At 70.0% G+C, this 18,713-nt stretch carries 18 protein-coding genes and 1 pseudogene; 5 read left to right on the forward strand and 14 right to left on the reverse strand.

Annotation, left to right across the window (positions count from 1 at the left end; genetic code table 11):
- Positions 1-46 precede the first annotated feature (46 nt).
- Positions 47-373, reverse strand: a pseudogene (locus FBY35_RS24590) (ABC transporter); the annotation flags it as partial.
- Between the two features lie 249 nt (positions 374-622).
- Between FBY35_RS24590 and FBY35_RS24595 the strand changes: the two are divergent.
- From FBY35_RS24595 to FBY35_RS24605, 3 genes are read left to right on the forward strand one after another with little or no spacing between them, the layout of a single operon-like run.
- Positions 623-1,207, forward strand: a complete 585-nt coding sequence (locus FBY35_RS24595; RefSeq protein ID WP_142216156.1) for a sigma-70 family RNA polymerase sigma factor — start codon at positions 623-625, stop codon at positions 1,205-1,207.
- Positions 1,204-1,953: an anti-sigma factor domain-containing protein gene (locus FBY35_RS24600; RefSeq protein ID WP_142216157.1), complete on the forward strand. Its 750-nt coding sequence runs from the start codon at positions 1,204-1,206 to the stop codon at positions 1,951-1,953. Before FBY35_RS24595 ends, FBY35_RS24600 begins: the two co-directional genes overlap by 4 nt.
- Positions 1,954-2,001: 48 nt before the next feature.
- A complete protein-coding gene (locus FBY35_RS24605; protein ID WP_142216158.1) occupies positions 2,002-3,384 on the forward strand; it encodes a deoxyribodipyrimidine photo-lyase in 1,383 nt (460 codons plus the stop codon).
- Between the two features lie 8 nt (positions 3,385-3,392).
- Here FBY35_RS24605 and FBY35_RS24610 read toward each other — a convergent pair whose 3' ends face one another.
- Both FBY35_RS24610 and FBY35_RS24615 read right to left on the reverse strand, forming a co-directional pair.
- Complete coding sequence (locus tag FBY35_RS24610; RefSeq protein ID WP_399208795.1) at positions 3,393-4,631, reverse strand: cyclopropane-fatty-acyl-phospholipid synthase family protein; 1,239 nt, start codon at positions 4,629-4,631, stop codon at positions 3,393-3,395.
- 173 nt (positions 4,632-4,804) lie between these two features.
- The gene (locus tag FBY35_RS24615; RefSeq protein WP_142216159.1) at positions 4,805-5,461 is read right to left on the reverse strand and encodes a TetR/AcrR family transcriptional regulator; all 657 of its coding nucleotides are present in this window, start codon (positions 5,459-5,461) and stop codon (positions 4,805-4,807) included.
- A 228-nt stretch (positions 5,462-5,689) separates the two neighbouring features.
- Between FBY35_RS24615 and FBY35_RS24620 the strand changes: the two genes are divergently transcribed.
- Complete coding sequence (locus FBY35_RS24620; RefSeq protein WP_142216160.1) at positions 5,690-6,088, forward strand: nuclear transport factor 2 family protein; 399 nt, start codon at positions 5,690-5,692, stop codon at positions 6,086-6,088.
- A 118-nt stretch (positions 6,089-6,206) separates the two neighbouring features.
- Here FBY35_RS24620 and FBY35_RS24625 read toward each other — a convergent pair whose 3' ends face one another.
- From FBY35_RS24625 to FBY35_RS24675, 11 genes are all read right to left on the reverse strand, one after another.
- Positions 6,207-9,035 (reverse strand): RNA helicase, encoded by a 2,829-nt coding sequence (locus FBY35_RS24625; RefSeq protein ID WP_142218143.1) that lies wholly within the window; start codon positions 9,033-9,035, stop codon positions 6,207-6,209.
- A 281-nt stretch (positions 9,036-9,316) separates the two neighbouring features.
- Entirely contained in the window at positions 9,317-10,207 is an 891-nt protein-coding gene (gene tatC, locus FBY35_RS24630) for a twin-arginine translocase subunit TatC (RefSeq protein ID WP_142218144.1), read from the reverse strand.
- A gap of 96 nt (positions 10,208-10,303) precedes the next feature.
- Entirely contained in the window at positions 10,304-10,597 is a 294-nt protein-coding gene (tatA, locus tag FBY35_RS24635) for a Sec-independent protein translocase subunit TatA (RefSeq protein WP_142216161.1), read from the reverse strand.
- A 216-nt stretch (positions 10,598-10,813) separates the two neighbouring features.
- On the reverse strand, positions 10,814-11,011 hold the full coding sequence (locus FBY35_RS24640) for a hypothetical protein (RefSeq protein ID WP_142216162.1): 198 nt from the start codon (positions 11,009-11,011) through the stop codon (positions 10,814-10,816).
- A gap of 19 nt (positions 11,012-11,030) precedes the next feature.
- Positions 11,031-11,285 carry a hypothetical protein gene (locus FBY35_RS24645; RefSeq protein WP_142216163.1) on the reverse strand — a complete coding sequence of 85 codons (255 nt, stop codon included), beginning with the start codon at positions 11,283-11,285 and terminating at the stop codon, positions 11,031-11,033.
- A 15-nt stretch (positions 11,286-11,300) separates the two neighbouring features.
- Positions 11,301-12,257, reverse strand: a complete 957-nt coding sequence (locus FBY35_RS24650) for a YafY family protein (protein ID WP_142216164.1) — start codon at positions 12,255-12,257, stop codon at positions 11,301-11,303.
- 17 nt (positions 12,258-12,274) lie between these two features.
- Positions 12,275-13,231: a YafY family protein gene (locus FBY35_RS24655; RefSeq protein ID WP_142216165.1), complete on the reverse strand. Its 957-nt coding sequence runs from the start codon at positions 13,229-13,231 to the stop codon at positions 12,275-12,277.
- Between the two features lie 112 nt (positions 13,232-13,343).
- Complete coding sequence (locus FBY35_RS24660; RefSeq protein ID WP_142216166.1) at positions 13,344-13,718, reverse strand: FKBP-type peptidyl-prolyl cis-trans isomerase; 375 nt, start codon at positions 13,716-13,718, stop codon at positions 13,344-13,346.
- Positions 13,719-13,775: 57 nt separating this feature from the next.
- Positions 13,776-14,714 carry an FKBP-type peptidyl-prolyl cis-trans isomerase gene (locus tag FBY35_RS24665; RefSeq protein WP_142216167.1) on the reverse strand — a complete coding sequence of 313 codons (939 nt, stop codon included), beginning with the start codon at positions 14,712-14,714 and terminating at the stop codon, positions 13,776-13,778.
- Between the two features lie 152 nt (positions 14,715-14,866).
- Positions 14,867-16,228 carry a Pup--protein ligase gene (gene pafA / locus FBY35_RS24670; RefSeq protein WP_142216168.1) on the reverse strand — a complete coding sequence of 454 codons (1,362 nt, stop codon included), beginning with the start codon at positions 16,226-16,228 and terminating at the stop codon, positions 14,867-14,869.
- 9 nt (positions 16,229-16,237) lie between these two features.
- Positions 16,238-17,518, reverse strand: a complete 1,281-nt coding sequence (locus FBY35_RS24675; RefSeq protein ID WP_142216169.1) for an MFS transporter — start codon at positions 17,516-17,518, stop codon at positions 16,238-16,240.
- 139 nt (positions 17,519-17,657) lie between these two features.
- Here FBY35_RS24675 and FBY35_RS24680 point away from each other — a divergent pair, with 139 nt between their 5' ends.
- Positions 17,658-18,689 carry a LacI family DNA-binding transcriptional regulator gene (locus FBY35_RS24680; RefSeq protein ID WP_142216170.1) on the forward strand — a complete coding sequence of 344 codons (1,032 nt, stop codon included), beginning with the start codon at positions 17,658-17,660 and terminating at the stop codon, positions 18,687-18,689.
- The last annotated feature ends 24 nt before the right edge of the window (positions 18,690-18,713 follow it).

Raw genomic sequence — 18,713 nt, forward strand, 5'->3', positions numbered from 1 at the left:
CACGTTCCAGCAGTGGAGGGGTTGCTGGACGGACTTCTGGTGGTGCTCATCGGGTGCCTCCAGCGGCGGCGAAGGCGGACTCCTCCCGGGTGTCGGCCGGCTGCGCCGAGGACTCCGACTCGGCTTCTGCGAAGCGGCGCCCCGCGTACCGCAGACAGACGTCGTCGAGCGAGGGCCGGGCGACGGTCGCCGCGGCGACGGCGGATCCCGCCCGCTCCAGGACGCCGAGCAGTACGGGCACGGCGGCGGCTCCGTCGTCTGCGCGGACACTGACGCGGCGGCCTTCCACGAGGACTCGGATGCCCGGCAGCGGCGCGAGTGCCCCGGTGAGATGCGTCCGGTTCCCCTCCGCCCGCAGTTCCAGATACACCGCCACGAGTGCCAGCGGGTTGCCGGGCCTGCGCCGCTTGGCCGCCATTCCGATCACCTCGGCCACGAATACTCGTGGACGAACATATCGCGAGTCACACTCGTCAACCACGACATATCGCGAACTTGCAAGGGCTTCCCGGGCCATGCGTGCAACCATCTGCGCATCTCGACCAATCCACCGCCCCACAGGCTCCGAATGCCTGATGAAATCCTGTCCGGACTACATGCCCGCACAGTGGAGGAAAGCCGCGTGAAAGAAGCCGTACACATCGGCGGATCCGCCCCGGCGGGACCCGATCTGCAACAGCTGCTCGGACTGGTCGCCCGCGGCGACCAGCAGGCCTTCTCCCGCCTGTACGACGCTGTTTGCGGTCCGGTCCTGGGGCTGGTGCGCGCCGTGTTGCGCGACCCGGCCCAGTCCGAGGAGGTGACCCAGGAAGTGCTGATCGAGGTCTGGCGCAGCGCGGCGCGTTTCCAGCCGTCCCGCGGATCGGCGATGACCTGGATCCTGACACTCGCGCACAGACGGGCCGTGGACCGGGTCCGCTCGGCCCAGGCAGCCACCGACCGGGAGCGCAGGGCGGCGCTGCTGGACCAGACGCCCGCCTACGACGAGGTCACCGAACAGGTCGAGGCCCGGCTTGAGCGCGAACAGGTACGGCGCTGTCTGCGCACCCTCACCGAGCTGCAACGGCAGTCGGTGACGCTGGCGTACTACCGCGGGCTGGCCTACCGCGAAGTGGCCGAACTGCTGGCCGTGCCGCTCGGCACGGTCAAGACACGACTGCGTGACGGGCTCATCCGGCTGCGCGACTGCCTGGGGGTGAGCGCATGACCACCGCTGATCTGCACACGCTGACGGGCGCCTATGTGCTGCACGCGCTGTCGCCCGAAGAGCGTGCCGAGTTCGAGCGGCACTTGCTGGTGTGTCCTGCCTGTGCCCAGGAGGTGCGTGAACTGGCCGCCACCGTCGGCAAGCTGGGCCTCGCGGTGGCCATCACGCCGCCGCCCGCACTGAAGCAGCAGGTGCTGCGGCGGATCGCCGCCGAGCGCCAGGATCCGCCCCGGGTCGTGCGGCAGGGCCGCTCCGGTGGCGCCCACCGCAGCCGGAAGATGTCGCGCTTCGTCCTGGCCGCCTGTCTGGCCGCGGCCGCCGCGTTCGGCGGTGTCTCGTTCTGGCAGTACCAGGAGGCCCAGGACGCCCGCCAGGAGGCACGGCGCGCAGAGCAGCGGACCGCGGAGCTGGCTTCGGTGCTCGCCGCGCCCGACGCCCGGGTGAGCAGCGCGAAGCTCACGGGCGGGGCACGCGGCACGGTCGTGGTCTCGCAGAGCGAGAACAAGGCGGCTTTCCTGACCTCGGGGCTGCCCAGGCCGCCGCAGGGCAAGGTCTACCAACTCTGGTTCTCCGACGGAGGGAAGATGCGCTCGGCCGGTCTGATGGACCCGGCCGCCACCAGCAACGCGGTACTGATGGACGGGCCGGTGGACTCCGCGTCGGGCCTGGGGATCACGGTCGAACCGGCCGGTGGCTCGCCCCAGCCGACGACCGATCCGCTGGCCCTGGTGCAGTTCCCGACGTGATGCCTCGTCCGATGTCTGCCTGACGCCCTGTCCGAGGAAGGTCGCCGCATGAGCGTAGCGGTCATGCTCTTCACCTCCGATCTGCGACTTCACGACCAGCCGGCGCTGAGCGCCGCGCTGCGCGAGGCCGACGAGATCGTGCCGCTGTTCGTACTGGACAGGGGGATACGGAAGGCGGGCTTCGACGCGCCCAACCGGCGGGCGTTTCTGGCCGACTGCCTGCACGCGCTGGACGCCGGGCTGCGCGAGCGCGGCGGCCGGCTGGTGATCCGTACCGGCGATGTCACCGAGCAGGTCTGCCGGGTGGTCACCGAGAGCGGCGCCCGTTCGGTGCATGTCGCGGGCGGCGTCAGCGCGTACGCGCTGCGCCGGGAGGAGCGGTTGCGGGAAGGGCTGGGCGCGCTCCGGTGCGCCCTGCATGTCCACGACGGGGTGGTGACCGCAGTGCCGCCGGGGCGGGTGACACCGGCCGAGAGCAATCACTTCCGGGTGTTCACGCCGTACTTCCGCAGGTGGCAGGACATCGGACCGCGAGGGACGCTGCCCGCTCCGCGCGCCGTGCCGGTTCCCGAACTCGCGGGCCACCCCATGCCCCGGCGCACCGCTGTCGGCGAGGTGTCGCCGGGACTGGCGCTCGGCGGAGAGACGGAGGCAAGACGGCGGCTGCGGACCTGGCTCGCAGACGAGAGCCACGGCATCGCGGCGTACGACAGGCGGCACAACGACCTGCCGGGCGATGCCACCTCCCGGCTGTCCCCGCACCTCCACTTCGGCACGCTGTCGGCCACCGAGGTCGTGCAACGGGCCCGCGCCAGGGGCGGTCCGGGCGCGGACGCGTTCGTACGGCAGCTGGCCTGGCGGGACTTCAACCATCAGGTCCTCGCCGCACGGCCGGACGCTTCCCGCGCCGACTATCGCGGACGCGACGACCAGTGGCGCGGCGACGAGAAGGAGATCGCCGCCTGGAAGGAGGGCCGCACGGGCTGCCCGATCGTGGACGCTGCGATGCGGCAGCTGCTGCACGAGGGCTGGATGCACAACCGGGCGCGGCTGCTGGCGGCGAGCTATCTCACCAAGACGCTGTACGTGGACTGGCGCGTCGGCGCCCGTCACTTCCTGGAGCTCCTGGTGGACGGGGACATCGCCAACAACCAGCTCAACTGGCAGTGGGCAGCGGGCACCGGGACCGACACCCGCCCAAATCGTGTCCTCAATCCGTCCGCGCAGGCGAAGCGCTGCGACCCGGACGGCGACTATGTCCGGCGCTGGGTGCCGGAGCTCGCGGAGCTGGCCGGGCCCGTCGTCCACGAGCCGTGGAAACTGGACGGGCTCCGGCGGGCCCGGCTGGACTACCCGGATCCGCTGGTGGACCATGCGGAGGGGCGGGCACGGTTCGAGCGGGCTCGCGGCCTTCGCCGCTCACCCGGCTGATCCTCGGCCTATTCGGACAACTCCTGCTTGGTCAGCAGCAGTTGCTGGACATCCAGCCTCCCGGACCGGAAGCCCGCCTCCGCGTCGGCGAGATGGAAGGTCCACATCCGGCGGAAGGTCTCGTCGAAGCCGAGGGCCTCGGCACGGTCGGCATGGTGCGTGAAGCGTTCGCGCCACAGCCGCAGCGTCTCGGCGTAGTGCGGGCCGAAGCTGTCCCGTCCGGCGAGGCTCAGCCCGGTGCGGCGGGTGACGATGTGCTCGATCGCCTCGGTCGACGGCAGCGGCCCGGGCTGTATGTACTTCTGGGACCAGGTGCGGGTGCCACGCGAGGCAAGCAGCCGGCTGTGCGGCGCGGTACTCGTCTGCAGGGCTACGCGTCCGCCCGGCGCGAGCACTCGGTCGAGCGTCATGAAGTACTCCGCCCAGCGCTCCTCCCCGACGGTCTCGATCATCTCCACGCTGACGATCGCGTCGAACCGGCCGAGCACCCTGCGGAAGTCGCGCAGCAGGACGGTCACGCGACCCTCGTAGCCCGCGTCACGGATGCGCTGCTGTGCGAGGTCCTGCTGCTCGGACGACTGGGCGACCGCCAGCACCCGCGCGCCGCGCTGCGCCGCCCTGATGGCCGACTCACCCGATCCGGTGCCGAGTTCGAGGAGCTGGGTGCCCTGGCCGACCCGGGCGAGGTCGAGCAGCCGGTCGGTCTTGCGGTGCTGTGCCGCCGCGAGCAGATGCTGCTCGGCCGGGAAGCCCCGGAAGAGCGCGGAGGAGTACGTCAGCGTCTCGTCGAGGAAGAGCGCTGACAGCTCGCCGGAGGGGTACGGTCGCGGGCGCCCGTCGGACGGGTGTGGCGCACGTGCTTCGCGCGCCCGCCGGACCGGCCCGGGAACGAGGGCGGCCTCGTGCTCGGCGAGCACGCTCAGCACGCCGACGAGATCGCGGGACTCCCACTCACCCGCCATGTACGACTCGCCGAAGCCGACGGAGCCGACGGAGCCGATCCTGCGGACGAAGGCGGCCGGATCGCGCACCTCCATCAGGGGTCCGCCGCGGCCGAGCGTGTCGCCGCGTCCCAGGCGCACCTGTAGCGGAAGCGTGCCGAGCGCGTGCCGCACCCGTCGTCCCGCGGTGGCCGTGCGCAGTCGGGAGCACCGGGGTGGGCTTGCCACATCGGGCCAACGGCGTGCGTCGACGGGCGCGGTGCGCCGGGCCTGGGACCAGGATGCCGGGGACAGGGACACGCTCAATTCACACCCTCCTGGGGAGCCGGACTCCACTGGACATGGCGACGGTGGCGCCGTCCTCAGTGGGCATTCGGCGCGGGGGCGGCCCCGGATTGGTGCTCCGGACGGTTCTTTCGCGGCCTGCTGATTGACGGTCGGCCCGGCCCCTGACGGCCGGTGGCGATGGCGGCCCCGGCCTATGGCCTGGCGGCCGCCCGCTCCGCCCGCTCCGCCCCGACTATCCGAAGCGCCGCGTCCGCCATGGCGCCGGCCAGGCCCGACACCGCTCGGCCCGGCGCGCCCCTGTGGATCAGGATGACGCCCTCGATCAGGCCGAACACCACGTCCGTGCGCAGGGCGCGCTCCAGGCGTGAGAGTTGCGAACCCGCCCCCGTCGCCGCCAGCAGTTGCCCGTACGCCGCCTTCAGGTCCGCCCGTACGCCGTGGAAGCGCTGGAAGCGTTCGCCCTGCACCTCCGGCAGCAGGTACAGCGCGCCGAGGTTGTGCGGGCCCTGGCACAGCAGTTCCACGTCCGATCGGCACAGCTCCCACAGCCGGTCCTCCGCCCGGCGCCCGTCGTCCGCGAGCAGCCGGCGCGCGAGGGTCAGGGAGGGCGTGACCGTCGACTCGAGGAGCTCCGCCAGCAGGTCTTCCTTGCCGGTGAAGTAGTGGTACATCGTCGCCTGCCGCATGCCCGCGCTCTCGGCGACCGCCCGCGTCGTCGTCGCCGCGTATCCGCGCTTTGTGAACAACTCGGCGGCAGCCAGCAGGAGTTCGTCTCGTGCGGACATCCCGCTGTCCGGCCGCTGCGTCGCGCGCGGCCTGCCGACCCGTCGTCCAGTGGTGGTGCTCATGGGCCCGATCGTCGCACACACCCGGCACGCCCCCTGGCCGCCCACCGGTGAACAAGAGCGGCTGGTGGATCGAGGCCGAGATCTGGGAGGGCAGGGCCTGGAAGGCCGCGGCGCGCTCACCGTCGTGCTCGCCCTCCGCAGACGGCAACCCCCTGCGTGGACAGCCCTCCAGACCCGGCGGAACATGGAGCAAAGGGGAAGTTATAGGGACGGAAGGTGTGATTCGCTATGGCTGAGCATCCGGACAGCGCCCTGGTACGCCGGGGTTACGCAGCGTTCGGAGCGGGTGACATGAAGACACTCGGCTCTCTGATGACGGCGGACGTCGTCCACCATGTGCCCGGAAACAACATCCTCTCCGGGCACCACAAGGGCCGCGACGCGGTTCTCGCGATGTACCGCCGCCTGGGCGAGGAGACCAACGGCTCCATGCAGGTCGAACTCGAAGCAGTGCTCGCCGACGGGCGCGGGCACGCCATGTCACTCCACCTGGCCCGGGCCGACCGGGGCGACCGTGGCATCGAGATCCGCCAGGGACTCTTCTTCACGATCGTCGGCGGCAAGATCACCGACATCGACGGGTGCACCGAGGACATCGACGAAGAGGACGCGTTCTGGGGAGCCTGACCGGGCGCCGACGGCCCCGTGTCGCCGCCGGATACGCGCGTCGGCCCCGTTCGCCGCCCGAAGGCGGTGAGCGGGGCCGACGCGCTGTCGCTACGGGGCCGACGGGCTGTTGTCCCGCTCAGCCGACCGAGCTGTACGCCACGACTCCCCGCAGCAGCGCGTCGACCGCCTTGCGCGCGTTCTTCGCCACCGTACTGCCCTCGCGCGGCGCCGCGGCCGCGATCTGCCCGAGCACGTCAATGACCTGCTTCGTCCACCGTACGAAGTCACCCGCGGGCATCTCCGCCTCGCGCAGCACCTCGTCCAGCGTCCGGTCCGAGGCCCACTGGTGCGCGGCCCAGGCGAAGCCGAGATCCGGCTCGCGCTGCCCGACACCCTCCGCCTGGTTGATCTTGAACTCTTCCTCCAGCGCGTCGAGCCGGCCCCAGATGTGGACCATCTCGCCGAGCGCGGCCTTGGCCCTCCCCGCCGGGACCTTCGGTGCGACGGCGTCGTCCGACTGACGCGCCTCATAGACCAACGCCGAGACACACGCGGCCAGTTCGGCCGGGTTGAGGCCCTCCCACACGCCGTCGCGCAGGCACTCGCTCGCCAGCAGATCCAGCTCCCCGTACAGCCGGGCGAGCCGCTTGCCGTGCTCGGTGACCTCGTCGGCGCGCAGATAGTCCAGCTCGGTCAGCAACGCCACGATCCGGTCGAAGGTGCGGGCGATGGTGTTCGTCCGGCCGTCGATACGACGCTCCAGCTGGCGGGTGTCACGCTGGAGCCGGTGGTACCGCTCGGCCCAGCGCGCATGATCCTCGCGCTCGTCGCAGCCGTGGCACGGATGTGCCCGCAACTCCGTCCGCAGCCGTGCGATCTCACGGTCGTCCGCCGCGGCGGCCCGGTGCCTGCGGTGCCGCTCGGGCTCTATGTGCCCGGCCTTCGTCCGCAGCGCGGATGCCAGGTCGCGGCGCGACTGCGGCGAGCGCGGGTTGAAGGACTTCGGGATCCGCATCCGCTCCAGCGGCTCCACCGGCACCGGGAAGTCCATCGACGCCAGCCGCTTGACCTGCCGTTCGGCGGTGAGCACCAGCGGACGGGGGCCGTCGTGGTGCTCGAATCCCCGGTGGCCGTTGCTGCGTCCCGCCGGGATCCCCGGGTCGAGGACGAGCGCGAGCCCCGCGAACTTGCCTGTGGGGACATGGATGACGTCGCCCGGCTTCAGCTTCTCCAGCGACGTGGCGGCCGCGGCCCGGCGCTGGGCCGCGCCCTGCTTGGCCAGTTCCGTCTCGCGGTCCTTGAGGTCGCGGCGCAGCCGCGCGTACTCCTCGAAGTCCCCCAAGTGGCAGGTCATTCCCTGGCGGTAGCCCTCAAGTCCCTCTTCGTTCTTCTGCACCTGGCGGGAGATGCCGACGACGGACTTGTCCGCCTGGAACTGCGCGAACGACGTTTCGAGCAGCTCGCGCGAGCGGTGCCGCCCGAACTGCTGCACAAGATTGACGGCCATGTTGTACGAGGGCTTGAAGCTGGAGCGCAGGGGGTAGGTGCGGGTCCCCGCGAGTCCGGCGAGCCCGACGGGATCCAGGCCGCGCTGCCACAGCACGACCGCATGGCCCTCGACGTCGATACCGCGCCGACCGGCGCGTCCGGTGAGCTGGGTGTACTCACCGGGGGTGATGTCGGCGTGCTGCTCGCCGTTCCACTTGACGAGCTTCTCCAACACCACGGAGCGGGCCGGCATGTTGATGCCGAGCGCCAGGGTCTCAGTGGCGAAGACGGCCTTCACCAGACCGCGGACGAACAGCTCCTCGACGACCTCCTTGAAGGTCGGCAGCATGCCCGCGTGGTGCGCGGCGATGCCCCGCTCGAGTCCTTCCAACCACTCGTAATAGCCAAGGACATGAAGGTCCTCGGACGGAATGGCGGAGGTCCGCTCCTCGACGATTTCGCGCACCCTCGCACGCGCCTCGTCGTTGTTCAGCCGCAGTCCCGCATAGAGGCACTGCTGTACGGCGGCTTCGCATGCGGCGCGGCTGAAGATGAAGGTGATCGCGGGCAGCAGCCCTTCCGCGTCCAGCCGCTCGATGACCTCCGGCCGTCCCGGTGTCCAGATCCGGCTGCGCTGACGCCGCTCACGCTCCCGGTCCGCCTCACGCACCATCTTTCCGCGGCGGCGGTCCTTGGGGTTGTAGGTGCGCTGGTTCTCCATCCGTGCCAGACGGGCGAGTTCGGGGTTGACCTCGCGCCGGCCGGGGCCGCGGCCGCCGTGGTCGGTCTCCTCCTCGAAGAGGTCGTACATCCGTCGGCCGGCCATGACGTGCTGCCACAGCGGCACGGGCCGTTCCTCGGAGACGATGACCTCGGTGTCGCCGCGGACGGTGTCCAGCCAGTCGCCGAACTCCTCGGCATTGGACACGGTCGCCGAGAGGGACACCAGCGTCACCGACTCGGGGAGGTGAATGATCACTTCCTCCCACACGGCCCCGCGGAAACGGTCGGACAGGTAGTGCACCTCGTCCATGACCACATAGCCGAGTCCGAGCAGCGACTGCGAGCCCGCGTACAGCATGTTGCGGAGCACCTCGGTGGTCATCACGACCACGGGCGCTTCGGAGTTGACGCTGTTGTCGCCGGTGAGCAGGCCGACCTTCTCCGAGCCGTAACGCTTGGCCAGGTCGGCGTACTTCTGGTTGGACAGGGCCTTGATGGGCGTGGTGTAGAAGCACTTGCGGCCCTGCTGAAGGGCCAGATGGACGGCGAATTCGCCGACGATGGTCTTGCCCGAGCCGGTGGGCGCGGCGACGAGCACGCCCTTGCCCGCCTCCAGGGTCTGACAGGCTTCGATCTGGAAAGGGTCCAGCTCGAAGTCGTACAGCGCGCGGAAGGGGGCCAGCGCAGTGGCTTCCTCGACAGCGCGGATGCGGGCGGCGGCGTAGCGCTCGGCGGGAGAGAGGTCCTCGGTCATCTTGCTCACGAGCCTACCCGCCGCCTCTGACAGTGAGGCGATCTTTAATTGACCGGGCAAGCAACGGAGAGAGCACCCGCCCGTGCGTTCCGCCGCAGACCTGGGGCAACTCCCTGAGCAGAGTCGTACGCGTACAGTCGCCGACCACCGGCACATCTGCCGCCCCGCCCGCGGCCCGCGGTGATGGCGCCGGTCGCCCCCGCGAGGGGACTCCACGGACCGTACGAAGGGGGCCGGATGGATACAGTGGAGGATCCCCGGCCCCTCGCGCTGTTCGCGTCTCAGGTGATGTCGTCGTACCCGTTCAGCCGCTCCGACCGGCTGCCGTCCGCCTGCTGGGGCAGGGTATGGCTCGCCCGTACGGACTCGATCTCGCCGATGTCCCCGGGGGTGAGGTCGAGGTCGGACGCCTCGTCGTCATCCAGTTCGGCATCGGGATCGTTGCGCCGGCGCCGCCTGTCGTTGAGCAAGGAGATACCGACCGCGATGAAGTAGAGGACGATGATCGGTCCTGCCAGCGCCACCATTCCGAGGGGGTCGGTCGACGGGGTGGCGACCGCTCCGAAGACGAAGATGCCCATGACGACACCCCGCCACCAGCTGATCATCCGCCGTCCGGTGACGACTCCGGCCGCGTTCAGCATGATCAGCAGCAGGGGCAGCTCGAACGAGAACCCGAAGATCAGGACCATCCGGACCGAGAAGTCGAGGATCTTGTCGACCTCGAGGAAGTTCGCCGCCGTGTCAGGGGTGATGCTCAGCAGCACCTTCATGCTGACCGGCATGATCATGAACGCGAGCCAGGCGCCGGCCGCGAAGAGTGGGACGGCGGCGGCGGCGAAGAGGTATGTGTACTTCTTCTCGCTCTTGTGCAGGCCAGGAGCCACGAAGGCCCACAGCTGGTAGAGCCAGACGGGGCAGGAAACGATGATGCCGGCCATCAACACGACCTTCACGGTGGTCGTGAACGGCGACAGCAGGTCGTTGTAGGCGATCGTGGCGCACTTGCCGCCAGTCTCCAGCACCCCCTTCTCACAGGCGGGGACCGGTGAGGAGAGAAGGTCCATCAGCTCCTGGCTGTAGAACGCGGCGACGACGGACGCGATGGTGATCGCCAACATCGCCTTCGCAAGCCGGTTGCGCAGCTCACGCAGATGGTCCGCGAGCGGCATCCGCCCCTCGGGGTCCTTCTCCTTCTGTTTAGAACGGGCGGGCTTGAGCAACCCACGTCCTCATCTCGTGCGGCAGGCCGCGTTCGCGGCCTTGGGTCAGCGCTGGGGGGTGGTGTCGGTGGGCTCGCTCACGGGACGAGCACTCGTCACGTCACCGGGCGATGCCTGAATCGTTCGAGGGGCGGCCTGACCCTGGGCCGGGTCCTGCGGCGGGTCGGCCGGCGTGGCCTCCGGCTGGCTCTCCGACTTCATTGCCTTGGCCTCGCTCTTGAGGATCCTCGCGGACTTGCCCAACGAACGAGCCATGTCCGGAAGCTTCTTGGCACCGAAGAGCAGCAGGATGAGGAGAGCGATGATCGTGATCTCGAGGGGGCCGATCTGTCGGAACATAACGAGTGTCTACCTTCTCACCGAGGCGGCATGCGGCTGAGCTGCTGATCGTGGTGGACATGTGTCCTGGCATCGACCAGCTGCGATCGTAACTCTCACGGGTAAACGCAGGGCAATCCCCGTGCGTACACCCGTGCTGCGGCTGGCGCCTCATAGCCAGTTGCCGCCGACTTCAGCGTACCGCCAGCGTCACCCTCAGGTCAGGGTGCGCCCTCTCTAGCGCAGGGCCTCTCCGGTACGGGCCAGATCGGTCGCCGCGTGCTCCAGATCCTCCGCCGCACGGTTGATCCGCTCGGTGGTGCGGGCCACCTCCCGGCCCAGTCGCTGGGCCTCGACGAAGACCCGGATACCGAGGATCCCGAGCAGGGCGATCCCAAGGAATCCGAGGGCGATGGCGAGCATGGGCCAGAACATGCGCAGAGCCTAGACCGTTCTAGACCGTGGAGTGCAGGCGCAGCGTCCGCACTCCGCCACCGGTGAGGAGTTCGATGATGCGCTCACCGGCCGGCTTGCGTACGGCGGTCTCGCACTCGGGGCAGGTGAAGGAGTAGAAGGTGGTGCGACGGCTGGCACCGATGGCCAGTCGCAGCGCCCCCGCCGCCAGCTCGAAGCGCGCCCGGCACTCGGGACACGCTGCCTTGAAGAGAACCGTGCCCACCTGGGCGGGGATGGAAGACATCAGAGACATCCGGCGCCGATCTCCTTATTCCTGGCCGTCGTAGGCCTCGAGCGCTTGGCGCGCCGCGAGCCGGGCGCTGTCCGCCAGGTCCTGCGGCGAGACGATCCGCCCGTCCTGCCCCAGCCGCAGGGCGAGCCGTCGCAGCGAGGTGGGCGCAGGCGTACGCAGCGTGATGCGCAGCCCTCCGTCGGGCAGCTCCTCCGCGCTGTCGTGCGGGTAGTACTCAGCGACCCAGCGCCCGCCGGGGCCGACCTCGACCACCACCTCGGGATCGTCGGCGGACGGCTGGACCAGCCCCTCCGAAAGATCACGCAGTTCGATCTCGGGCGGCGCCGCGGGGGCGTCGAGCAGCCTGATCTCCGCCACCCGGTCGAGACGGAAGGTCCGGCGCGCCTCGGAGAGACGGCACCATGCCTCCATATACGTGTGTCCCACGGCGAAGAGCCTGATCGGGTCGACCTCGCGCTCGGTGAGTTCGTCGCGCGCGGGCGAGTAGTACTTGAGCCACAGCCGGCGCCGCTCCGAGATCGCCCGGTCGACCTCGGCGAACACGCCGCCCTCGGACTCGAAGGTGACCGACAGCCGGGAGCTTGCCCCGGCCGTCTCGCCCGCGGCGGTCTCCAGCTTGGCCGTGGCGCGCAGCAGCGCCTGCCGGTCGCCCTCGCGCAGGCCGGGCAGCGTGGCCACGGCGCGCGCGGCGACCAGCAGCGCGGTCGCCTCGTCGGCCGCGAGCCGCAGCGGCTCGGCGACATCGTCGGGGTTGTGCCACCAGATGCGGTCACCGTCGGTGTCGATGTCGAGCAGATCGCCACCGCGGAAGCTGGTTCCGCACATGGGCAGTACGTCGAGGTCGGAGATCAGCTCGTCCTCGGTGATGCCGAAGGCGCGGGCGACATCGCCGACGCGCGCGCCGGGACGCTCGCGCAGATAGGTCACCAGCGAGAGCATGCGCCGGGTCTGGTCAATGGCGTTGGCGGCCATGGTTGTACGCGTCCCCCTCAGCCCTTGGCCACGGCGCGCAGCCGCTCGACCACATCGGCCCGCAGATCTTCGGGCTCCACTACGACGACGTCCGGGCCGAACTCCACAAGCCAGGCGTCGAGCCCGTGCCCGTACGGAATCTCCAACTCGTCCCAGCCCTCCCCCAGTTCCCGTATGGACTGGGCCCTGGAGCGCAGGGGGTAGCCGCTGCCGGTGCGCAGCCGGATCCGCGCGGAGCGGGTGGCGCTCTCCCCTGCCCAGGTCTCCACGGTCTCCCGGACGGTGACGACATCGGGCACGGGCGCGGTGAAGGAGCCGGCGCGCGAGCGGACGCGGCCGGTGATGCGCGAGAGCCGGAAGACCCGTTCGGCGCCGCGGTCGCGGTCCCAGCCCGCCAGATACCAGTGCCCGCGCCAGCATTCGAGAGTCCATGGTTCGACGTGGCGCTGCTCGGGGCGCGCCGCATTCGCCTTGCGGTAGTCGAAGACGACGGGGCGGCGGTCGCGGCAGGCGAGCATCAGCGGCTCAAAGGCGGCCTCGTGGACGGGAATTCGGGGTTCGAGGGCGCTGTGCTGTGTCTCGTAGGAGTCCTCGGCCTCGGGCATGCCCGCCGCGCGCAGCTTCTGCAGGGCGCCACTTGCGGCTCCGGCGAGGCGCGCCTGCTGCCAGACCTTGGCCGCGAGGCCGAGTGCGGCCGCCTCTTCGGCGTCGAGAGTGATGGCGGGCAGCCGGTTGGAGTCACGGCGGGCGAGATAGCCGGTTTCGCCGTCGAGATTCTCCACCGTCGCGATGACCAGGCCGAGTTCACGCAAGTCGTCCTTGTCGCGCTCGAACATCCGGTTGAAGGAGTCGTCCGAACCGGCCTCAAGGTACGCCTCGATGGACCCGCGCAGTTCGCGCTTGCTGAGCGGGCGGCGGGTGCCCAGCAGACACAGCGCCAGATTCATCAGCCGCTCGGCCTTGGCAATGGCCATCGACGCCCTTCCTCACAGTGCTTCTGATCGTTGACCGTACCGCCCCGGGGTGTCGGGGCAAAGCCGAGGGCCCATGCCGACCGGCATGGGCCCTCTTACTGTCAGTACGTGATCAGACTGCGACCAGGTCGCAGACAAAGATCAGCGTCTCGCCGGGGGCGATGGCGCCGCCACCGGCGCCGCGGTCGCCGTACGCGAGGTGCGCGGGGATGATCAGCTGGCGGCGGCCGCCGACCTTCATGCCCTGAACGCCCTGGTCCCAGCCGGAGATGACCTGGCCGACGCCGAGCTGGAACTGGAGCGGGGCCCCGCGGTTCCAGGAAGCGTCGAACTCCTCGCCGGTGGAGAAGGCCACGCCCACGTAGTGGACGGAGACGGTGTCGCCCGCCTTGGCCACCGGGCCGTCGCCCTCCCAGATGTCCTTGATCTCCAGGTCGGCCGGCGGCTCGCCACCCGGGAAGTCGATCTCGGGCTTCTCGATGCTCACTGAACTGCTCCTCTTAATGATGAACGGGGCAACCAGGACAGTCTTGCACCTTTGCCCTTACGGCTTCGTCAGAAGGTCAATGGCGAAGACAAGAGTCGAGTTCTTGGGGATGCCCTGCTGCTCCTTGGCACCGAAGGCCTGGTCCGGCGGGATGACCAGCAGCACACGGCTGCCGACCTTCTTGCCGATGATGCCGTCCTTGAGGCCCTTGAGCGTGACCTGCGCCAGCGGGAAGGTCTGGGTCCTGCCCGCGTCGTAGGTGCTGTCGAACTTCTTGCCGCCGGCCCAGAGGAAGGCCTGGTACTTCACGACGATGGTGTCCTTCGCCGTGAGCACCGGGCCCGTGCCCTCGATCACGTAGTTCGAGACGAGCTTCTTCGGCGGGTCGGCCTTCTTGGGGAAGGTCACCGAGGGGGCCTTGCCGTCGGTGTTGGTGCCCACCTTCGGGAGGTCGATGTTGTCCTGCGCGACATCGGTGCCCTTCGCGGAGAGGGGAACGACGGTGGCCTTCACGATGTCCATGACGAACACGAGCGTGGCGTTGGGCTTGATGTCGCCCTGCCCCTGAGCGCCGTAGCCGAGCGCCGGCGGGATCGACACCTGGAGACGGCTGCCGACCTTCTGACCGTCGAGGGCTTTCTGCCAGCCCGGGATGACGCCGCCGCCGCCGATCGTCACGTCGAAGGGCTGGCCCCGGTCGAAGCTGTTGTCGAAGGGCTTGTCGGAGTCCCACATCTGGCCCAGGTAGTGGACCTGGGCCTGGTCGCCCTTCTTCAGCTTCGCGCCCTTGCCCTCGCTGATCACGACGACCTTAAGGTCCTTGGGCGGATCACCCTCACCCTTGGCCAGGGTCGGCTTCTCGCCGAACTTGGCGCCTGCGGTGATGGCGGGCAGCCCGCTGGACGAGTTGGAGTCGGAGTCCTTGTCGTCGCTGCCGCACGCCACTGCCGACAGCAGCAGCAAGGGGACGACGAGAAGGCCGGCAAGTCGGCGCACGTGTTCCTCAGATCTCAGACGGCACGGTAGGTCCCCGACACTCTAGGGGGTGCCCGGCCGATCCTGTCGGATCGGCGAGCGGGGTCCGGGGCATGCAGCGGGCCCCGTACGAGGACGTACGGGGCCCGTGTGGTGTTCCACTCAACGTGTCGTTACATCCCGGCGATCAGTTTCTCGACCCGGTCGTCGACCGAACGGAACGGGTCCTTGCACAACACCGTGCGCTGCGCCTGATCGTTGAGCTTGAGGTGCACCCAGTCGACGGTGAAGTCCCGCCGCTGCTCCTGCGCCCGGCGGATGAAGTCGCCGCGAAGCCGCGCCCTGGTGGTCTGCGGGGGTACCGACTTGCCCTCGAAGATCTTCAGGTCGTTGCAGATCCGGGCGGCCTGTCCCTTGCGTTCCAGCAGGTAGTAGAGCCCTCGGCGGCGGTGGATGTCGTGATACGCGAGGTCTATCTGTGCGACTCGCGGATGCGACATGGTCATGTTGTGCTTGGCGCGGTACCGCTCGATGAGCTTGTACTTCATGACCCAGTCGATCTCGGTGCCGATCCGTTCGAGGTCCTCGGCCTCGATCGCGTCCAGCGTGCGGCCCCAGAGCTCCAGGACCTGCTCGACGATGCCGGTGCGGATCCCGCGCCGCTCGACGAAGTCCACGGCCTTCTCGTAGTACTCGCGCTGGACCTCCAGGGCGGAGGCCTCACGGCCGCTGGCCAGGCGCACCTTGCGCTGGCCTGTGATGTCGTGGCTGACCTCGCGGATCGCCCGGATCGGGTTCTCCAGGGTCAGATCGCGCATCACGGTGCCCGCCTCGATCATGCGCAGGACGAGATCGGTGGCTCCGACCTTGAGCAGCATGGTCGTCTCGGACATGTTCGAGTCGCCGACGATGACATGCAGGCGGCGGTAGCGCTCGGCGTCGGCGTGCGGCTCGTCGCGGGTGTTGATGATCGGGCGCGAGCGGGTGGTGGCGGAGCTGACGCCTTCCCAGATGTGCTCGGCGCGCTGGCTGACGCAGTAGACCGCGCCGCGCGGGGTCTGCAGCACCTTGCCCGCGCCGCACAGCAGCTGACGGGTCACCAGGAAGGGGATGAGGATGTCCGCGAGCCGGGAGAACTCTCCGTGGCGGGCGACGAGATAGTTCTCGTGACAGCCGTAGGAGTTTCCCGCCGAGTCGGTGTTGTTCTTGAAGAGATAGACGTCGCCCGCGATTCCCTCCTCGTGCAGGCGGCGTTCGGCATCGACGAGCAGGCCTTCGAGAATGCGCTCGCCGGCCTTGTCGTGGGTGACCAGCTCGGTCACGTTGTCGCATTCGGGAGTTGCATATTCCGGATGCGAACCCACGTCGAGGTAGAGGCGGGCGCCGTTCCGCAGGAAGACATTGCTGCTGCGGCCCCATGAGACAACACGGCGGAAGAGGTAGCGCGCCACTTCGTCAGGTGACAGTCGGCGCTGTCCCCTGAACGTGCACGTGACGCCGTACTCGTTCTCCAGCCCGAAAATGCGGCGGTCCATGTCTGAACATTACGCCTCACGGCCTGAGCTGAAACCGGGTTCGGCAGCACCGTTTCGATCATTTTCCGTTGGGGCGGCGATTGCGACCGCGATGCCCTTGCTGTGGGCGGGAACTGCGAGGACTCGCTGAGTGGCCATCAGAACCAGGAGTGCGGCAAGGCCTCCGGCTCCCGCGACGGCAAAACTCCAGGAGGTTCCGCCGAGCTCGACGGCGGGGCCGGCGACGGCGGTTCCGACCGCGGCGCCGACACCGAAGGTGGTGACGAGCCAGGAGAAGGCCTCGGTGACGGTGCCGCTGGGGGCGTGCCGGTCGACGACGATGAAGGCACAGGCGATCGCGGGCGCGAGGAAGACGCCGGAGAGCGCCGCCAGCGCGGTCATGGCGACCACACCGGGCGTGAGCGCGAGCGGCAGATAGCCGAGGCCGAGCAGGGCGACGAGGGCGCGCAGCCGGCGCTCGGGGGCTCCGGCCCACTGCCGCGCGCCGTACGCCACTCCGCCGATGAGGGCGCCGAGGCCCAGTGCCGCCATCAGCCAGCCGTACACCGACTGCTGCCCGTGGTCGTCCGCGTACGCGACCGCGGCGACGGTGATCGAGCCGAGCGCGAGGCCGACGAAGAAGAAGGAGCCGAGGAGCGCGAGGAGCCCGGGTGAGCGCAGAGCGCCCAGCCAGTGGGCCTCTCGGGGTGCGGAGCGCCAGCCGCGGGAGGGCTCCGAGAGGACGACGGAGAGCGCGCCGAGGACGCCGACGACGTTGATGACGAGCAGCGCGGCTCCGGCCGACCAGAGCGAGACGAGCAGCGTCACGAGCAGGGGACCGACGGTGAACATCACCTCCTGGGCGACGGCGTCCATGGCGTAGGCCCGGTGCACCCGGTCCTCGCGGCCCAGGACGCTGGGCCACAGGGCCCGCAGGCCGCCTTCGAGCGGCGGTGTGAACAGGCCCGCGACGGCGACGGCCGCGTACGCCGGCGGCAGTGCGCCGATCCCGGCGGCGGCCAGCAGCACCATGCCGAGGGCAGAGACGACGGCGGCGGGGAACTGGACGCGGGGCTGCCCGTGCAGGTCGACGGCCCGGCCGAGGAGGGGCTGGCCGATCGCGGTGGCAATGCCGTACACGGCTGCCAGCCCGCCGGCGAGGCTGTAGCTGCCGCCCTCGGCACGGGTGAACAGGACGATCGCGATGGGCGCGGTGGCGTTGGGCAGCCGCCCGATGAGCGTGGCGGTGAGCAGCCGCGCGGCGTGCGGCGCCTTCAGGATGTCGCCGTAGCCGGCGGTTCCCTCGGCCATGTCCTGCTCCTCTTCCCCCGGTTTCCCTCGGCGCGCTGCGGGGTTTTACGTATAACGTGCCCCGTCATACGTACCATGTCGGCAGTCCGCAGTCCACCGCGGACGCACAGCGAACACCCGAGGGGCGAGGACGGCATCGATGGCACAGAGGTCTGTCCGGCCCGGCGGCACGCGGCCCACCAGCAGGGATGTCGCCAGGGTTGCCGGGGTTTCGCAGGCCACGGTTTCCCTCGTCCTCGGTGACAAGTGGCGCGGTCGCGTCTCCGAGCGGACCGCCGGGGCGGTGCGCGACGCGGCACGCGAGCTCGGCTACCGGCCCAATCTCGCCGCGCGGAATCTGCGGCTCGGGCGGACCAGGACCGCGCTGCTCGTGGTGCCCGCCCTGACGAACGAGTTCTTCGCCCGCGTCTACACCGGCGCCGCGACCGTCGCCGCCGAGCACGGCTTCGGCGTGGTGCTCTACCCGTCCCCCGAGGGCGTCGGACCCGCCAGGGACCCCTTCGCCTCAGCGCGGGCCGCACTCGACGGCGTGATCGCCTCCTCCATGGCCGCCGAGGCGCTGACCGCCATCCGCGGCACGGATCTGCCGCTCGTGATGCTCGACAGCGACCCGGCGGATCCCGGCGCAGCGGCTCACGTCAACCTCGACATCGCCGACGGCATGCGGCAGATGACGGATCATCTGCTGTCCATCGGCCACCGCCGCTTCGTCCATCTCGCCTCCGCCATCAGCTCCTGGACCTTCGACGTACGGGCCCGGGCGCTCCACGAGGCACTGCGGGACGTCCCCGGCGCGGTGGTGCGGACCGTCCCGGCGCCCCTCGAGGTCAACGGCGCGCGCGAGGCCGCCGAGCGGGCGCTGGCCGCCCCCGGGCTCCCGCCCACGGCGATCATCTGCGACGACGACATCATGGCCGCCGGGGCCTGCAAGGCCGTACGCCGCGTGGGCCAGCGGGTGCCCGAGGACGTGTCCGTCACCGGCTTCGACGATCTCGCGCTCGCCACCGCAGTGGAGCCCGAGCTCACCACGCTGCGCCTGCCCGCGGAACGCGTGGGCGAGCGGGGTATGGCGGCGCTGCTCGCCGTTCTGGAGGGCCGCCGCCCCGAGGAGGGCGACCTCCCGGTCCGGCTGGTCGTACGCGGCTCCTCGGCCCCCGCCCGGGCCCTCTGAATCCGCACGTACGGGTGGTCCGAA

The organism is Streptomyces sp. SLBN-118 (genome assembly GCF_006715635.1).
In the GTDB taxonomy this organism is placed as follows: domain Bacteria; phylum Actinomycetota; class Actinomycetes; order Streptomycetales; family Streptomycetaceae; genus Streptomyces.